The organism is Okeania sp. SIO3I5 (assembly GCF_010672085.1).
Classification (GTDB): Bacteria; Cyanobacteriota; Cyanobacteriia; order Cyanobacteriales; family Microcoleaceae; genus Trichodesmium.
This window is the reverse complement of sequence record NZ_JAAHHT010000221.1, coordinates 1-16,198: the sequence shown is the minus strand read 5'-3', so window position 1 is coordinate 16,198 and position 16,198 is coordinate 1. Positions and strand designations below refer to the sequence as shown.

The window sequence follows — 16,198 nt, the reverse complement described above, 5'->3', positions numbered from 1 at the left end:
TAGAGAAGCCAAAGGTTCAGAGACTATTCCTGAACCTTTGGCTTCTCTGACACCAACTTCTACGAAAGATTCTTAGTTATGGTTCGCTTTCTTAATCTTAAAGCATTGAAAAATAAAGGCTAAAGCACTTTGGGGGCGAAAAAAGCTCCAGCTTTTCAGATTAAAAAGCTCATGTATGTTAGTATTTTGGGCAGACTGAGGGTAGAAAAATCAAGGGACAATTCTTCCGCCTACTTCATCTATAATTCCTATTTATCCTAACTTTGCACGGAGTAAGCATCCTAGTCCCTACCTCCAGCCTAATTCCTAAATTATAAAATAGGCATTTATAGCCTCCTTGACTATTAACCATTTTTTGCAATAGAGGTAATTATTAATTGTTAATTATTAATTATTGCACTGTTCCCTGTTCCCTCTTTTCTGGAGATGACTAATATTCAACTGCAACTGAATAAACCTTGGTTGAGGAGGCTAAAAACAACGATCGCCTCAACTTTTTTATTCTTGTCATTATTGACAATTGAGGAAAAATATGCTTTAGCTATTGAAGATTGCCTGCCTCCTCCTAATAATGAATACTTATTGGTAATACCTACAGAAACACCAGCTAATGAAAATCTGGTTCGCCAGAGTCTACCACCAGATATAAGAATAGATATATGTCGTTACATAGATAAGAATGTTAGCACTATCGGAGGCTTTGATGACCAAGATGTAGCCAGTGATTGGGCACGTTATATTCAAGACATTATAGGATTGCGTGCTTATGTAGTTAAACCGAGCGAAGATACAACATTACCCAATCAACCTCTACCAGCACCTCCAGAAATAGGTTTTAATCCTCAACCCTTGGGTAGTGGTTATGCTGTTTTAGTTGATTATAATAATCAAGCAGAAATAGCTTTACAGTTACAGAGAAGTTTAGGGCGTAATGTAGGTTTAGCTGCTTATGGACAAAAATCTTTCTTATTAGTAACCTATACACGGAAACGTAAAGCTGCGACAAATAGTATGTTCAACTTAAGCGATCGCGGATTTTTAGCTTTTGTTGTAGATAGTAGTAAGGTAACATTAATTAGTCCTAGAGTTAAATTAGAAAATAGGTAAGCATTCAGGTATTAGCGGTTAGCTCTCAGCTTTTTGATGAATGAAGTAGTTTTAGATGAATTATATATAGATTTTAGAGACTGAATCCACAACTAAAGATTGAGATTGTCAGAGTGCTTAATGTTCGGTGGGTGGGGTGCGGAAACTTAAATTTTGGCTACGATTAACGGGTTATTGCCGCCTTGCCCTCCCCACCCTACGCCTGGATTTAATATTCCTTTTACAAACAGTCTCTTAACAACTTTTGTAGTAATATTTTATTCGAGGTCAATTAATATAGCTTTAAACCTATACCAAAAATAGAATATCAACTTAGGGAAAAGAAACAATCAAAATTTTCTATTTATCCCCTATAATAAGTTAATTAAAATGTTATCTTATCAAGCCAAGATGGTAGGAATAAATGTAATTCTTACTTAAGAATCTTATAGGTCAAAAGCAAGTTTTATGGATAATAATTTTCTGACCGTTGACAAGAAAGACAAAAAAATCAAGTCACTTTTTCACCGAAAAGAGTAAAAAGAGGTTTGTATCATACTCCCAGCAAAGGATTAATCAATCAGTAAAGTGAATGGTTCTTTGAACATTATGAAAAAATCAGCTCCCTTTTTTCTTTGACCATGGGATAGAGGAGCTATTGCGTTGGGCGGGTTCCCCGACTTGAAGCAACTGGCGTAGTTTTCTAGTTTACCCAGTCAGGGTAAGACCTATAAAATAAAGATATGTCTTATGTGACTATATTTTTATTAACTATAAACAAAACTAGCAATCCAAGATACAGCTACTCCCAGACAAAAACCTGCTATTACCTGTATAGGAGTATGACCTAATAATTCTTTAAGACGGTCTTGATTCAAGTAATGGTCTTCTTGGAAAAATTCATCCATAATTTGATTAAGAATTCGTGCTTGTAATCCTGCTGCTTGACGAACTCCTGCTGCATCATACATTACTATAATTGCAAAGACCAAAGCCAAAGCAAATTCTGGACTACCCCACCCTTTTGTCTGGCCTACTCCTACTGCCAATGCTGCCACAAAAGCAGAATGGGAACTAGGCATTCCCCCACTTGTGAATAAAGCTTGTAAATTAATCTGGCGATGTTGAAATAACTCGACAAATATCTTCAAAAATTGAGCCATGAAACAAGCAAGGAGAGCAACCCATAGAACATGGTTATCCATTATTTCACCAATATTCTCCATATTACCCCCCTAATTAGTGCGGCTGATAATAAAATCTGCTAAGGCTATAAGTGGCATTGCCTTTTCTCCAAAAACTTCTAACTCTGCTTTGGCATTCTGAACCAGTTTTTGAGCTTGACACCGAGATTTTTCTAATCCCCAAATTGCTGGATAGGTTGCTTTTTGAGCCTCAAGATCCTTTCCGGCAGTTTTGCCTAGCTCTTCTGTAGTAGCAGTAATATCGAGAATATCATCAACTATTTGAAAAGCTAAACCAATATTTTGAGCATATCGGGAAAGTCTCTGTAAATTAGATTGGGATGCACTCGTAAGTATCGCCCCACAGACTACACAAGCTTCTAAAAGAGCGCCTGTTTTATGAGTATGGATAAAATGCAATGTTTCTTCAGATACCTGTGAGAGACCCTCCGAAGCTAAGTCCACTACTTGGCCTCCAACTAATCCTGCTGCTCCGACAGCTTTTCCCAAGCGAGCGATAACCTGTAGAACTTGCTGTGGTAATACATTCTTAGTTTGAGTAGCGACAAACTCAAAAGCGTAACTTAATAAACCATCTCCTGCAAGAATTGCGATATCCTCACCATAAACTTTATGATTAGTCAACTTGCCTCGGCGATAGTCATCGTTATCCATTGCGGGTAGATCGTCATGGATTAAGGACATGGTGTGGATCATTTCTAATGCACAGGCAGTTGGCATTGCCATTTCTATATTTCCACCTGCTAATTCACAGGTAGCTAAACAAAGAATTGGACGTAAGCGCTTACCACCTGCTAATAGAGAATAGCGCATCGCCTCATAGATTTTTTCTGGGTAGACTACGCTGATAGAATTGTTAAGAGCTTTTTCAACTAGAGCTTTTCGCTCTGCTAAATAGGTAGATAAGTCAAAAGTTGTATCTATTTGGAATTGAGGGACCATGGAATTAATCTGGTGGCCAGTCTTTGGCATTAGCACCATAGATTATACACTTTATTGGTTTGTGCGACTCGTTTAATCTAAAATTGTGCCTAATAGGTAACAAGGGACGGTTACTACGGCCCATTCGCCGTAAGAACTGATTACACATGAGGTGCAAGTCCTCCCCTCAAGTGCAGAGGTGAAAGCATAGCCCCTAATTTTGAGTCTAGCAAATCCAAGATTAAAGCGGGGTTAAAAGGCAGACCACTGGTAGTCCAATCTGGTGACTGTTGAGCAAGAGTCCAAGTGTAGCGAAAGCAAAGGTATGTCTAAACCATCGTGAAGTGTGATGGCCATAAGGACTGTTTAAGGCCCAACCAAAAGGCAAGGATAGAATGTTAGTCAAACTAGCGTTGGAACCAGAATGGGAAGCTGGATTTGAGCCAAACAGTTATGGGTTCAGACCTGGGCGCTCTTGTCAAGATGCTATAGATGCCATATTCAATAGCATTAGATATAAAGCCAAATATCTGCTTGATGCGAATATTGCAAAATGTTTTGACCGAAAAATTGGGTTTCAAGCCTCGCCCTTCTAGGGCGACTTTTTAGTCGATTATTGTCTATAAATATGTTATCGTACTGTTAGTTTGAAATTCAGGTTATGAAATCTAGATTTAAGTATCGTATATATCCAACACCGGGACAAAAACACCGATTGGCCAAGCTATTTGGTTGTGTTCGTGTTGTTTGGAATGATAGTCTAGCTTGCTGCCAAGAAAAGTATAAATTAGGAGAGAATAAACCCACTAACTCCGAGCTACAAAAACTGTTTATTACTCAAGCAAAAAAGACAGAAGATAGAGAGTGGTTATCGGAAGTTTCTAATATACCACTACAGCAATCTTTGAATGATTTAAACCAAGCTTATCAAAATTTTTTTAAGTCTACTAAAGGTCAGAGAAAAGGCAAAGCTATTAAACCTCCTAAATTTAAAACCAGAAAGTCAAAGCAAACTGCTAGGTTTAGAAAGGATGGTTTTAAACTTGGTCAACATAAAGTGTATTTAGCTAAAATTGGGAAACTCAAAATAGTTTGGTCAAGAGAGTTACCTGCTGCTCCATCATCAGTAACAGTAATTAAAGATTCAGCTAACAGATATTTTCTGAGTTTTGTAGTAGAAACTTGTGCCGAAATATTACCTCAAACTGATAATTCAGTAGGTATAGATTTAGGAATTAAAACTTTTGCTACATTGAGCGATGGTACAAAAATAGATGCGCCTAAACCGTTGAAAAAACGGATTAAGAAGTATAAAAAATTAAGCAAGTCATTATCTAAGAAAACTAAAGGTACAAATCGATATGAAAAAGCCAAATTGAGATTAGCTAAATTTCATGCCAAATTAAAAGAGACAAGGACAGATTTTCTGCATAAATTGTCTACTAAAATAATTTGTGAAAACCAAACAGTTGTTTTAGAAGATTTGAATGTTTCTGGAATGGTAAAAAACCGCAAATTATCCAGAGCAATATCAGATTTAGGATGGAGAACATTCAGAACATTTTTAGAGGGAAAAGCAGAAAAATACGGTCGTGATTTTAGAGTAATTAATCGTTGGGAGCCAACAAGTCAAACTTGCTCTAGCTGTGGTTTTAAAGGTGGCAAACTAGACCTTTCAGTAAGAGAATGGGAGTGTTTCAACTGCGGTGTCAAGCACGACCGTGATGAAAATGCAGCCATAAATATATTAGTCGCGGGCGGGCAGTCCGAGACAAAAAATGGACGTGGAGACAAGCGTAAGACTACCGCCAAGGTAGCAGCAGTCTGTGAAACGTCAACCCACCAAGGAGCTAAGGCTCGGTAGGAATCCCCGTGCCTTTAGGCCGGGGAGGATGTCAAAAGTAATAGAAAAGGTAAAAAATAAATTCTCAGGAATTAGGTCAAGATACAGTAGTAGTCAAAATATAATTTCCCGTCAATTTAGGCAAAAACGCTAGATATATAGAATGAGAACTATAGTGCCACACTATATTTAGTATTTATTGCTCTCTGACTCAAAGTATTAGTCAGTCAAATTATTCCACCAAACCACTCCAACGTTCTACAGTATTTTGTAATAATATCGCTACAGTCATCGGGCCAATCCCTCCAGGTACAGGAGTAATATATTCTGCTACCTCTGCCACGGAGTCAAATTGAACATCTCCCACTAACCGACTATTACCTGCTTCATCTATCAACCTATTAATTCCTACATCTATTACTGTTGCTCCTGGTTTAACCATCTCAGCAGTAATCATGTTTGGTATACCTACTGCTGCGACAAGAATATCCGCATTCCTAGTTATAACCTCTAAATTTTGAGACCGGGAATGGGCAATTGTTACTGTACTATTGGCCTCTAATAACATTAATGCCATTGGTTTACCGACTAAAATGCTTCGCCCTAGTACAACTGCCTGTTTTCCTTGTAACTCAATCTTGTATTCCTTTAACAACCGCATCACCCCTGCGGGAGTACAACTGCGTAAACCCTTTTCACCACGGAGCAGTTGTCCAAGATTCATGGGATGGAGGCCATCTACGTCTTTGCTTGGGTCAATTTGGTAGAGTAATGAGGTAGAGTCTAAATGTTCTGGTAGGGGAAGCTGCACTAAGATACCGTCTACTTGCGTGTCTTGGTTTAATTGTTTAATGGTTTGGGTTAGTTCAGCTTGAGATGTTTGAGCTGGAAAATGTTTCCCGAAGGAGACAATACCTACTTGGGTGCAAGCTTTTTCTTTGTTACGGACATAGACAGCACTGGCAGGGTTATCTCCAACCATTAATACTGCTAAACCTGGAGGACGTCCTATTTTACTTTGTAGAGATTGAACTTTTTGTTGGAGTTCGGCTTTGATTTTTTTTGCCAGTGCTTTACCATCTAATTTATTTGTCATTGCTATTTCTTGTTTGATTTTTGATTTTAAAAGCTGTATATAATACCAATTTGATCAGTCTTTGCTAGAAATATTTATGGTACTTATTAGGAGTCAGGAGTCAGAAGTCAGGAGTCATAATGAATACCTTTAATACTATTTTTTAGTTCATAACTAATATTTTTAGTCAAAGGGGCATTTCCTATAAACTATTTTGTTCTACCTTGTTATTCGCAACATTCTTTTTGGAAATTGGTAGAATAGACTTCTTGCAGAAGTCAGGAAATAGGGAATAGTAAATAAGGGGATAAAATTGTTTATTTCATATCTTAAATTGATTTAATTAAAACTTTTGCCAGAGGTCTAATGATTTTCCTAAGTCAGGGAATAGGGAATAGGGAATAGGGAATAGGGGGATAAAATTGTTTATTTCATATCTTAAATTGATTTAATTAAAACTTTTGCCAGAGGTCTAATGATTTTCCTGTCAAATTATTTATTTCAATTTTTGATTTGAAAATCCATCAATTATCTTGTTAACAGGATAATAATAGTATAATTCTCGGTATATAAAGGTAGATTTTGTGATGTTTTAAATAAATAAAAATAATGTTTAATTTTTAGCAATCGAATAGAATAGAATATTTTCTTGGTATTATAGGTCAACAAAATTATCTTATTTGTCTGGTAATATCTTTAGAGAATATGGAGCTATAAAACAAGACTTCAGAAGTAATAATTGAAAATACTTTGCTGTGAATTTTAAAGATTAATAAATTGATTATTATCATCAATTTTTAATTGCTTTTGTTAAGAACAAAAAAAATTATTATGTAAATAGGGAAAAAATTTTTGATGATAACTAGCTCGCCTACTAAAAAAACTTTGGGAATGAATTACATACAAAGATTCCAGAAATTTCCGTCAGGCTTTTTGCTGCTTAATTCTTATTTATTAAATTCATTGTTTGATAAATTGAGAATTATTCTGATGATGTTTTTGGTAACAGGACTAATTAGTTGTAATCAAATTACACAAACGGCTATTAAATTAAATCTTAATGTAAGTCGAATTGATAAAATTCAAACAAAAGGTAAAATTGATAATCAAGTATATTTAAAAGGTACTGTAGAAAGCCGTGCCCCATTTATAGAAACAGGCGCTTATGAACTAACAGATAATACGGGCAGTATTTGGATATTTACTACGGCAGAATTACCAGAAATAGGAACAGAAATAACAATTAAAGGCAAAATACGTTATCAAAGTATTATTGTTTCAGAATTAGATAATCGGGATGTTGGAGAATTTTATATAGAAGAAGTAGAACGAATAGAAGCAGAGAATTATGAACAACAATAATTTACCTCATGTGGCGATCGCTATTCTTTACCGAGAAGGGAAATTTCTCCTACAATTACGAGATGATATTCCTGGTATTGCTCATCCTGGGAAATGGGCTTTTTTTGGGGGTCATATAGAATCGGGAGAAACAGCAGAGGCGGCGGTAAAACGAGAATTAGCTGAAGAAATAAGTTATACACCTGAGATGGTTTGGGAGTTTTGTGTTTATCCTGATACTAATGTTATTCGTCATGTATTTTATGCTCCTTTAACTGTGGAATTAAAAGATTTAGTTTTGGGAGAAGGTTGGGATATGGGGTTATTAACTCCAGCAGAAATTAAGGCAGGTAAAGCTTATTCTGAAAATGCAGGAATGGAGCGATCACTTGGTGAATTTCATCAAAAAATGCTCTTAGATTTTATGAATAAATATGGTTATTTAATTGATTGAAACTTGGGAATTATTCTAGATAATTTTGTCTGCTGGTTACTGGGAATTAAGTCTACTAATGTGCTAGTAATTAAAACAGAAATTATTTTAATTTCCAGCATACAGCACTTTCCATTGTTATGAGGTACACCTATCGCGGGCAAGATGTACAATAATTTTACTATCCAAATTTGTACCTCATTTGTCCGAAATCTGCTTTCAATAATGGATAATGGATAATGGATAATGGATAATTACCTCTCCCTAAAAGTGAGAGGATTGACTAAAAGGAAAAAATTTATTTCTCTTGGTTGATTGGATATGCCGAGGAGACCTCGGCATCCCTCAACCGCTTTTTCCCCTTTATTGGGGAGGCTTTAAACCTGAATTATCTAATTATTTAATTGTTGAATTGTTGAATTGTTTCGGTAAGACTTCAGGTCAAGAAACTGATAACTGATAACTAATAACTAATATAGCACTACGCATTAAGGTTAGGACATTTCTAAATCCTGAAAGCCTTAAAAGTCTGCTGTTCCCTGTTCCCTGTTCCCTATTCCCTAGCGCGTAGCGCTATAACTGAAATTATTTTGGCTTACGATAATACTTGTAAATATTTAGCAGAAACTTATGCTCCGAATTTTGTACGTTGGTTATTGGGAATTAACCCTACTAATGTGGAAGTAATTAAAACAGAAATTATTCCTGAACCTATTCGATCTGATGCTTTGATTCTGCTACAAATTGACCAGAAAATTCTACATCTGGAATTTCAAACTTTGCCTTACTCTGATCCACCAATTTCTTATAGAATGCTCAAATATTGGACGTTGCTTTATGGGAAATATTGGTGCGATATTGACCAAGTTGTTATCTTATTAAAAGAGACTGATTCAGAATTGGCTTCTCAAGATAAATTTGAAAGGCAAAATACTCGCCATTCTTATCGAGTAATTCGACTTTGGGAGGAGGAGTCCGCACCTTTTTTGGCAGATAATGCTTTATTACCATTGGCGACTTTAACTCGTAGTGAAAGTCCGACAGCTTTATTGTCACAAGTAGCAGATAGAATTGGTAGAATAGAAGAGCCAAATCAACAAAGAAATATTTCTGCTGCTGCGGAAATACTAGGTGGTTTAAGGTTTGATAAAAATTTAATTCGTCAACTTTTGAGGGAGGAAATGATGCAAGAATCTGTAATTTATCAGGATATTCTTCAAAAAGGAGAACAACGTGGTGAACAACGTGGTTTGCAAAAGGGAAAAGTTACAATAATTAAAGTAATTATCCGTTTTCTGACTCGTAGTTTGGGAAATATTCCTGAAGAAATAGAAGCTGAAATTCAGAGTTTATCTATTTCTCAGTTGGATGAACTTGCAGATGCTCAATTGGATTTTAATTCTCTGGACGATCTGATTAATTGGTTGAGTGAATCTCAGAATTAAAAATGTCATTTAGTGAGGAAATAATGGAAGAGTCTTTCAATAATGGATAATGGATAATTACCTCTCCCTAAAAGGGAGAGGATTGACTAAAAGGAAAAAATTTATTTTCTTCCCCTTGAAAGGGGAGGCTTTAAACCTGAATTATCTAATTATTTAATTGTTTAATTGTTTAATTGTTTCGGTAATTTATCAGGATATTTTTCAGGAAGTTGAACAACGTGGTTTCCAAATAGGTTTTAAACGTGGTTTCCTAGTAGGTTTTTACCGGGGTTTCAAACAGGGACAAGCTAAAGTTATTATCATAATAATAACTCACAGATTTGGCAATATTCCTGAAGAAATAGAAACTAAAATTCGGAGTTTGTCTCTTTCTCAGTTGGATCAATTTGTAGATGCTCTATTGAATTTTACTTCTCTCGACGATCTGATGAATTGGTTCAGTAAGTTTCAGAATTAAAAAGTTTGTAGGGGTGGGTTTTGAGGAATAAATGGCTAATCTTTCAAGGATTTTGGTTAAACCTATCCCTACTTACTTCTGACTTATGACTTCTAACTTCTAATGACTCCCAACACCATCACACAAATGTCTATCGCTTTCACTGACATTAGGATGATTTTCTAGGTAGTCGCGCACCCAGTTGCAAGCCCACTCATGGTGGCTAAATTTCCAACCATTCAACAACTTCACTGTTTTGTCACCACTTGCAGAAGCAATAGTCTCTCCATCGGGACTAAATGCTACACCATTGACCCAATTCTCATGGCCTTTTAGAGTCTGCAATAATTTACCCTGACGGTTCCACAATTTGACTGTTCTGTCTAAACTGGCAGTTGCAAACGAAGTGAAGCAATCCCAAACCTTTGCGATTGCTTCATTCCGCTCCGCTCCATTCGCAATGACATTGTATAATTACGGATTGCTAATTAAATATAAAAGCATTAACATATAAAGGCTTTAGCCTTTGAATCTGTGAAAAAAATGCAAGCTTTTTGCTCCCTATTTTCCTTCTGCTTTCCCCTCATAAACTTCAACAATATCTAACCCAATTTTATGAACAATATCAATTAATTCTTTTGGTTTTACTACTTTTACATGACCGCCAAACATAATAACCCAACTTAAAAAACTCACGTCTTTTAAACACCAATAAGGTAACTCTACTTGAAACCGATAGGGAAAATTTTTATCTTTTGTACCTGGCAAACAAAAAATTTTTTGATACTTCTCATCCTTGAGAAAACTATTACTTTTAGGAGGAGGTGACATTTTTAATGTTCCTGATGGAAACCGTTTAGTGTTGTCATAGGCAAACTTAAATTTATCTTCATTAAACCACAATTCAACTGTTACTATTACTTGCGTTTGATCTGACTTTTTATTACTTAAAAATTTACTTTGATCGGCGGCAGAATAACCTAAAAATATGCCAAAACTAGCGTCTAAAAGTTTTTGTAACTTTTGTAAATTTAAGACTTGTTTTTGCTGAGAACGAGACTTGCCTAAATCTTGACCAATATATAACCGATCTAAACGTTCAAAGCGCAATAAACCATCTGAGGAACCGCCTTCACATTCAAAACCTAAATACAAGTTATTACTGAAAAATACTATCTGCAATAACCAAGCTGCAAATGTTCCTTCTACATCTCCTGTGAATTTTCCTTGACCTTTTAACCGTCCTAATTCGGCTAATTTCCCATTAATAATCATATCTTCGACTACTTCGAGTTTCCGAGACAATACATTTTCCGAGAGCATATCTAAATCTGTCACTGCTTTCTGCTTCGCCTCTTCTAATATCTGGTTCTCTTTTAACTGAGCATCCAATTTTATCTGTATTTCCAACTTTTCTCGTTTGATCGCCTGTTTCTCCAACTCCTGAGAAGCAGTCAAAAATTGATAGTCGCGATCGCTCAAACTTTTATCCCTAGACCACGCTAAAGCATCTGTCAATGCTTCACCCCGCAACAGTCGCGACTTATCTTGACATCCCGACTTTTGCCAAGCAGTAAACCCCTCAGAGTAGGGGCGTAACTTAGCTAACTCCTGTTCTACCCAATGGATATTAAATACTTGTTGATAAATATGATTAGCAACTTGCAACTGGCTTTGATGTTTGACAACCAAACCTGTGAGGCGGAGTTCCATTTGTTCGGGAGTGTCATTTGCTACGATCCCCGTGTGGGAAGAGAGGGGAGAGGGGGAGGTGTGGGGAGTGTGGGGAGTGTGGGAGGTCTGCGGAGTATCACTTCTGACTTCTGACTTCTGACTTCTGACTTCTAATAAAACCTGCTGATACAATCCCAACAACCGACTTGCCCGTTTTTCATTTACCAAGAGGCGATCGCGAATTGTCCGTAAATGTTCTGGGTGATCGTGAAATTCCCAAGCATTAATAATATAAGTCCGAACCAACTCTGCTACATCGGGAGTACGACTATCATTATTTTTAACAATTATTTGACACAACTTTTGAGTTAAAAAAGGTTGCCCACCAGTCCATTTTAAAACTTCAGCTAATACCTGTTCTGGATTTTCTACCTGACTTTTCAAACCAGGAGTTAGGAAATTTTTTGCTTCTGGAAAACTAAAACCTGTTAATTCTATCTCCCTACCAATATTAAAAGGAGTCCGAGTTTTATCAGCAATTAAATCAGAAGGAGTTGCTACTCCAAATAAAGCAAAAGATAATCGTTGATATTCAGGATTTTCTGCCCGTTTATTATGACAAGCACGAATCAGAGCAAAAAAATCATCGGTGGGAAAATTAAGACTAATTACACTATCTATTTCATCAACAAAAATGACAATCTTTTCCCCAACTTCCCCAAGCAAAACTTCTCTTAAAAAATCTCTAAATTGTTGTACAGGGGATAAATCTTCTCTTTCTTTTAACCACGCTTGCCGATCAATAGTTAACTCCAAACTACTGACTAATTCTTGAATAATACCCCGATACCATTGCTTGGCATTAATTTCTTGACTACCTACATCAGTTAAGTCAATTGCAGCACAGGCAAACTCTTCTTTTTCTAATCTCGCCTTAGTGCGTAACATTAAACTTGACTTTCCCATTTGTCGGCAGTTCAACACATAACAAAAGTCTCCAGCTTTTAGTGCTTTATAAAGGTCTTCATCTGCTTGTCGCTCCACATAACTAAGAGTATCAGCACGTAAAGTTCCTCCTACTTGATATTGGTAATTTTGGTTTGGTTTTGTATTCATGGAAGTTAGGGAAAATTAATTATTATGATTAAGTGATTTTAAATATAAAATTGTCATTGCGAAGGGTGTTTAGCAGTAGTAATTTTTATGGAAAAATCTACTTACCTCCGAAGCAATCTCACGTCGAACATTGTCATTGCAATGGGTGTTTAGCAGCAGTAATTTTTGTGGAAAAATCTACTCACCTCCCGCAGCAATCTCACCTGGAAAATTGTCATAGGTAAGGGTGTTTAGCAGTAGTAATTGTTGTGGCAAAATCTACTCACCTCCCGAAGCAATCTCACATTGAATCACAATTGCTTTATTCATAGTTGAATTTTATCTATCATCGTAATGGGATTGCTTTCCTACGGAATGCTCCGCAAACGTACCTCGCCATGACAAACTTGAAGTTCAAATAGTTATAAAAATATGGGATTGCTTTCCTACGGAATGCTCCACAAACGTCCCTCGCCATGACAAATTTGAAGTTCAAATAGTCATAAAAATATGGGATTGCTTTCTTACGGAATGCTCCGCAAACGTACCTCGCCATGACAAACTTGAAATTCAAATAGTTATTACAAGCATTCATTAAAATATTGTCGATATAATTCACATCTAGGAACAACATCATTACCCACTAATTTCACCAATCCTAAACTATACAATTTATAAGTCAAAAGGGACTCTATATTTACAGATTCTGTTGCCATAACAACTTTCTTAAAAGCGGCTTTTAGCTCAGGATTTGCTTCTAAGATTGACAATAATTCTTGCAGATGACTGCGATAAATTCCGGCATTAGTTGGTGCTTTTTCTAGTAGCTCTGATAAAGTTAAATCCTGATGATTTATTAAGTAAGACAAAGCCTGATCTAATAAAAAAGGATGCCCTCCTACTACATCAGTTAACTGCTTCACCTCTTCAGCTTGCAACTTTAATTCGTAAGTTTCAGTAAGTCTAGATACTTGCTCTAAATTAAACTCTGGTAACTCTATAAGCATACCCACATTAAAAGGAGATTGATTAGTATCTAAAGGAATATAAACTTCTATCGGATGAACTACCACTAACCGTAACTTTTTCCAGAGATTTTTTCGCTTCGCTTTCTCATACCAGGAACGTAATAATCCCAAAAAATCTTGAGCAATTGGATATGGAAAAATCAAGTCTATTTTATCTATACATAAAACCAATGCTTCTGGTACTTTTGATAATAAGTATTCTTCAAAATAAATTTGACAGTTAACCTTACTACTATCTTTCTCATCCCAATATTCATCCAAAATTTCTTTTGGCACATTTAATTCACGACTTACACCACTACAAAACCACCACAAAAACTTATCTAAATCCTGAAAGTCAGCAGTATCAGCAGCTAATAAATCAATAGATGCTGTTTGGTAATCATATCTTTTTGCTTGCTCTAAAACTCTATTAATTAGCCAAGTTTTCCCCATTTTTTTAGGAGCTTGAATTCTGATTAAAGAGCCTGGTTGTAAGATAGTTTCATCACAAATAGATTCAATGGGTGGCCGTTTAATATAAATAGTTTTTTCTGCTTCTTTTTCCTTTTCTGGTGTGTGAGCGATCGCTTGCCAATCAACACCTAGTTTTTCACATATTTCAGTAAAATTTAAGAAATCTACAGGTTTACCATTGAGGAAATTGGAGACGGTTGAACGAGCAATACCTAACTCAAGAGCTAGAGCTTTTTGACTAGGAAAATTATTACGTTTAACAGTCGATTTAACCTTTTCCAGATATTCTGGTGCGACTCTAAGGGATCTAGAAGACATAATTTTAACTGTAATGAAAGCTGAATAAACCTATAAATACTTAGCCTACATTTTAACACTACTCAGTCATCAGCCAATAATTTTGAATTAACTCAGTCACAAGTCAGACAAATTATTTTGTATCAACAAACTCAAACCCAGTCATCAGTATATTTTAATGAAATTGTAGAACAAAACAAGGAATTAACAGAGGAGTTTTAACTAAGACTATGCTCAATAATCATCAAAATTCTACTCCTAAAAAAATGGAAGAGCTTGTCATTAAAGAACGCCTGCGGCAAGCAAAATTAAGCTTTAATATTGCTCTAAGCTTAACTATCATTAGTGCAATTATTAGTGTGACAGGTGTAGGACTTTTACTATCAGGAAAAACTTCTCAAGGAACAGCTACAACAGCAGGCGGACTAGCATCACAAATTGTTAGTGTTAGCTTACTAAAAATGACTAAAGATACTAATGAAAGACTTGATAAAATAGCAACCGAATTTAAAGATGAAGATTAGAATAAACTAACAGCGTGTCTAGATTAATTTTGTGAGTAAGTTTCATAATTTAAGACCTCTCCCCCTACCGCTCTTCTGCAAGGAGAGTGGGGACTGTTTTCCCCCTTTGCTCCTCCCCCCTTTCAAAGGGGGGCAAGGGGGGATAGAAGGTTAGGTTTTACCGACAATTTCAGTATTTAAAACCTCTGACTTCAAAGGTTATTACAGATAACTGAACAGTAATTTTATGGTTAACTTTCAACCATGAACTTCAATATTTTTTGGTGGATTTTTCAAAGTATATATCTCAGTTTCTGCAGCGATCGCCTCTCGTAAATTCAAAGGCGATCGCGACATCCCCAATAAAGAAATACCATCCATAAGTTGAAAATCACCTATAGTTTTCTCTGCCAATAAACTGTCTACTTTTTCTGGATTTACTTGAGGAGAAAATTCTTTGTCAGAAGCAATAACAAACCCTAACGGACATCCATAACTCGTAGAATAAGGTATAAAAGAATGAACATAATTGAACACACTTTGTAAGGTTTTAACTACACGAACATGAAGATACATTTCAGCAGGAGAAATTGAACCTCCTTGTATTATAAAAAACCCATCAGTAGACAAAACTTGACGAATTTTTTGAAAGTATTCCTGAGTAAATAAAGGAAAAGATGGACCCTCCTCAATAGGATCTGTCAGGTCAGAAATTATTACATCCCAAGTTTCTGAAGAAGAATCTAAAAAATTCTGAGCATCATCAATAATTAATTCTACACGGGGGTCTTCAAAAACATTTTGGTGCATTTCAGGCAAATACTTTTTGCAAAGTTCTACAACTTCCCCATCTATGTCAACCATAACTACTTTCTCAACAGTTTTCCACCGTAATACTTCTCGTATTGTTGCTCCTTCCGCTCCTCCAAATACTAAGACTTTGCGTGGAGATCCATGAAAAATCATAGGTGGATGTACTAAACTTTCATGGTAGAGAAATTCATCTTCAGTGCAAGACTGCCACTTACCATCTAATATTAAAGCTTTGCCATAAGCACCTTTGACTATACACATTTCCTGATATTTTGTTTTTTGATGAACAAGCACCCGCTCGATGCCATGTTTATAAACATCCCAGGGTGTAATTTGTTCAGCAAAATATAAATCTGCACTAAGATAAGTACCTGCCATTGATTGTTTGCCTCCTTTAAATGGAATAGGGAATGGGGGAGTGGGGGAGTAGGGGAGTAGGAAAGATTGAACACTTAACTATAGAGTATAGATAGAATTATATACATATTTATGTACACATATTATAAATTCTGGCGTTGGTAATTTGAGGTATGATATCATGTCGAGA

15 protein-coding genes are annotated in these 16,198 nt (G+C 36.0%); 8 read left to right on the top strand and 7 right to left on the bottom strand.

Going from position 1 to position 16,198, the window contains the following annotated elements; translation table 11 throughout:
- Positions 1–426: 426 nt before the first annotated feature.
- Positions 427–1,107 (top strand): hypothetical protein, encoded by a 681-nt coding sequence (locus F6K40_RS31875; RefSeq protein WP_293141866.1) that lies wholly within the window; start codon positions 427–429, stop codon positions 1,105–1,107.
- A gap of 746 nt (positions 1,108–1,853) precedes the next feature.
- On the opposite strand, the gene F6K40_RS31870 is transcribed toward F6K40_RS31875, so the two are convergent.
- Both F6K40_RS31870 and crtE read right to left on the bottom strand, forming a co-directional pair.
- Complete coding sequence (locus F6K40_RS31870; protein ID WP_293141864.1) at positions 1,854–2,312, bottom strand: divergent PAP2 family protein; 459 nt, start codon at positions 2,310–2,312, stop codon at positions 1,854–1,856.
- Between the two features lie 9 nt (positions 2,313–2,321).
- Positions 2,322–3,233 (bottom strand): geranylgeranyl diphosphate synthase CrtE, encoded by a 912-nt coding sequence (crtE, locus tag F6K40_RS31865; protein WP_293141862.1) that lies wholly within the window; start codon positions 3,231–3,233, stop codon positions 2,322–2,324.
- Positions 3,234–3,607: 374 nt separating this feature from the next.
- Between crtE and F6K40_RS31860 the strand changes: the two genes are divergently transcribed.
- Together F6K40_RS31860 and F6K40_RS31855 are read left to right on the top strand one after the other, a co-directional pair.
- The gene (locus tag F6K40_RS31860) at positions 3,608–3,808 is read left to right on the top strand and encodes a hypothetical protein (protein WP_483143782.1); all 201 of its coding nucleotides are present in this window, start codon (positions 3,608–3,610) and stop codon (positions 3,806–3,808) included.
- A gap of 65 nt (positions 3,809–3,873) precedes the next feature.
- On the top strand, positions 3,874–5,076 hold the full coding sequence (locus F6K40_RS31855; RefSeq protein WP_293141860.1) for an RNA-guided endonuclease InsQ/TnpB family protein: 1,203 nt from the start codon (positions 3,874–3,876) through the stop codon (positions 5,074–5,076).
- Positions 5,077–5,287: 211 nt separating this feature from the next.
- Here F6K40_RS31855 and folD read toward each other — a convergent pair whose 3' ends face one another.
- Entirely contained in the window at positions 5,288–6,151 is an 864-nt protein-coding gene (gene folD, locus F6K40_RS31850; RefSeq protein WP_293141858.1) for a bifunctional methylenetetrahydrofolate dehydrogenase/methenyltetrahydrofolate cyclohydrolase FolD, read from the bottom strand.
- An 870-nt stretch (positions 6,152–7,021) separates the two neighbouring features.
- Here folD and F6K40_RS31845 point away from each other — a divergent pair.
- The 4 genes from F6K40_RS31845 to F6K40_RS31830 all read left to right on the top strand — a co-directional run bounded on the left by F6K40_RS31845 (position 7,022) and on the right by F6K40_RS31830 (position 9,806).
- Positions 7,022–7,492, top strand: coding sequence for a DNA-binding protein (locus F6K40_RS31845; RefSeq protein WP_293141856.1), 471 nt, complete (start codon positions 7,022–7,024; stop codon positions 7,490–7,492).
- Positions 7,479–7,925, top strand: coding sequence for an NUDIX hydrolase (locus F6K40_RS31840; protein ID WP_293141854.1), 447 nt, complete (start codon positions 7,479–7,481; stop codon positions 7,923–7,925). The genes F6K40_RS31845 and F6K40_RS31840 overlap by 14 nt, the downstream gene beginning before the upstream one ends.
- A 569-nt stretch (positions 7,926–8,494) precedes the next feature.
- Entirely contained in the window at positions 8,495–9,349 is an 855-nt protein-coding gene (locus F6K40_RS31835) for a DUF4351 domain-containing protein (protein WP_293141852.1), read from the top strand.
- A 157-nt stretch (positions 9,350–9,506) separates the two neighbouring features.
- Positions 9,507–9,806 carry a DUF4351 domain-containing protein gene (locus F6K40_RS31830; protein ID WP_293141850.1) on the top strand — a complete coding sequence of 100 codons (300 nt, stop codon included), beginning with the start codon at positions 9,507–9,509 and terminating at the stop codon, positions 9,804–9,806.
- Between the two features lie 99 nt (positions 9,807–9,905).
- On the opposite strand, the gene F6K40_RS31825 is transcribed toward F6K40_RS31830, so the two are convergent.
- The 3 genes from F6K40_RS31825 to F6K40_RS31815 form a co-directional block, all read right to left on the bottom strand.
- Positions 9,906–10,154 carry a WD40 repeat domain-containing protein gene (locus F6K40_RS31825; protein WP_293141848.1) on the bottom strand — a complete coding sequence of 83 codons (249 nt, stop codon included), beginning with the start codon at positions 10,152–10,154 and terminating at the stop codon, positions 9,906–9,908.
- Positions 10,155–10,346: 192 nt separating this feature from the next.
- On the bottom strand, positions 10,347–12,575 hold the full coding sequence (locus F6K40_RS31820) for an AAA-like domain-containing protein (protein WP_293141846.1): 2,229 nt from the start codon (positions 12,573–12,575) through the stop codon (positions 10,347–10,349).
- A gap of 560 nt (positions 12,576–13,135) precedes the next feature.
- Positions 13,136–14,356: an AAA-like domain-containing protein gene (locus tag F6K40_RS31815; protein WP_293141844.1), complete on the bottom strand. Its 1,221-nt coding sequence runs from the start codon at positions 14,354–14,356 to the stop codon at positions 13,136–13,138.
- 209 nt (positions 14,357–14,565) lie between these two features.
- Here F6K40_RS31815 and F6K40_RS31810 point away from each other — a divergent pair, with 209 nt between their 5' ends.
- Positions 14,566–14,859 carry a TRADD-N-associated membrane domain-containing protein gene (locus F6K40_RS31810; protein WP_293141842.1) on the top strand — a complete coding sequence of 98 codons (294 nt, stop codon included), beginning with the start codon at positions 14,566–14,568 and terminating at the stop codon, positions 14,857–14,859.
- A gap of 237 nt (positions 14,860–15,096) precedes the next feature.
- On the opposite strand, the gene F6K40_RS31805 is transcribed toward F6K40_RS31810, so the two are convergent.
- Positions 15,097–16,029: a spermine/spermidine synthase domain-containing protein gene (locus tag F6K40_RS31805; protein WP_293141840.1), complete on the bottom strand. Its 933-nt coding sequence runs from the start codon at positions 16,027–16,029 to the stop codon at positions 15,097–15,099.
- Positions 16,030–16,198: the final 169 nt, after the last annotated feature.

Bases quoted from the DNA above. Each gene is read 5' to 3' on its own strand.
- F6K40_RS31875 (WP_293141866.1), top strand. From the start codon at position 427: ATGACTAATATTCAACTGCAACTGAATAAACCTTGGTTGAGGAGGCTA.
- F6K40_RS31870 (WP_293141864.1), bottom strand. From the start codon at position 2,312: ATGGAGAATATTGGTGAAATAATGGATAACCATGTTCTATGGGTTGCT.
- crtE (WP_293141862.1), bottom strand. From the start codon at position 3,233: ATGGTCCCTCAATTCCAAATAGATACAACTTTTGACTTATCTACCTAT.
- F6K40_RS31860 (WP_483143782.1), top strand. From the start codon at position 3,608: ATGTTAGTCAAACTAGCGTTGGAACCAGAATGGGAAGCTGGATTTGAG.
- F6K40_RS31855 (WP_293141860.1), top strand. From the start codon at position 3,874: ATGAAATCTAGATTTAAGTATCGTATATATCCAACACCGGGACAAAAA.
- folD (WP_293141858.1), bottom strand. From the start codon at position 6,151: ATGACAAATAAATTAGATGGTAAAGCACTGGCAAAAAAAATCAAAGCC.
- F6K40_RS31845 (WP_293141856.1), top strand. From the start codon at position 7,022: ATGAATTACATACAAAGATTCCAGAAATTTCCGTCAGGCTTTTTGCTG.
- F6K40_RS31840 (WP_293141854.1), top strand. From the start codon at position 7,479: ATGAACAACAATAATTTACCTCATGTGGCGATCGCTATTCTTTACCGA.
- F6K40_RS31820 (WP_293141846.1), bottom strand. From the start codon at position 12,575: ATGAATACAAAACCAAACCAAAATTACCAATATCAAGTAGGAGGAACT.
- F6K40_RS31815 (WP_293141844.1), bottom strand. From the start codon at position 14,356: ATGTCTTCTAGATCCCTTAGAGTCGCACCAGAATATCTGGAAAAGGTT.
- F6K40_RS31810 (WP_293141842.1), top strand. From the start codon at position 14,566: ATGCTCAATAATCATCAAAATTCTACTCCTAAAAAAATGGAAGAGCTT.
- F6K40_RS31805 (WP_293141840.1), bottom strand. From the start codon at position 16,029: ATGGCAGGTACTTATCTTAGTGCAGATTTATATTTTGCTGAACAAATT.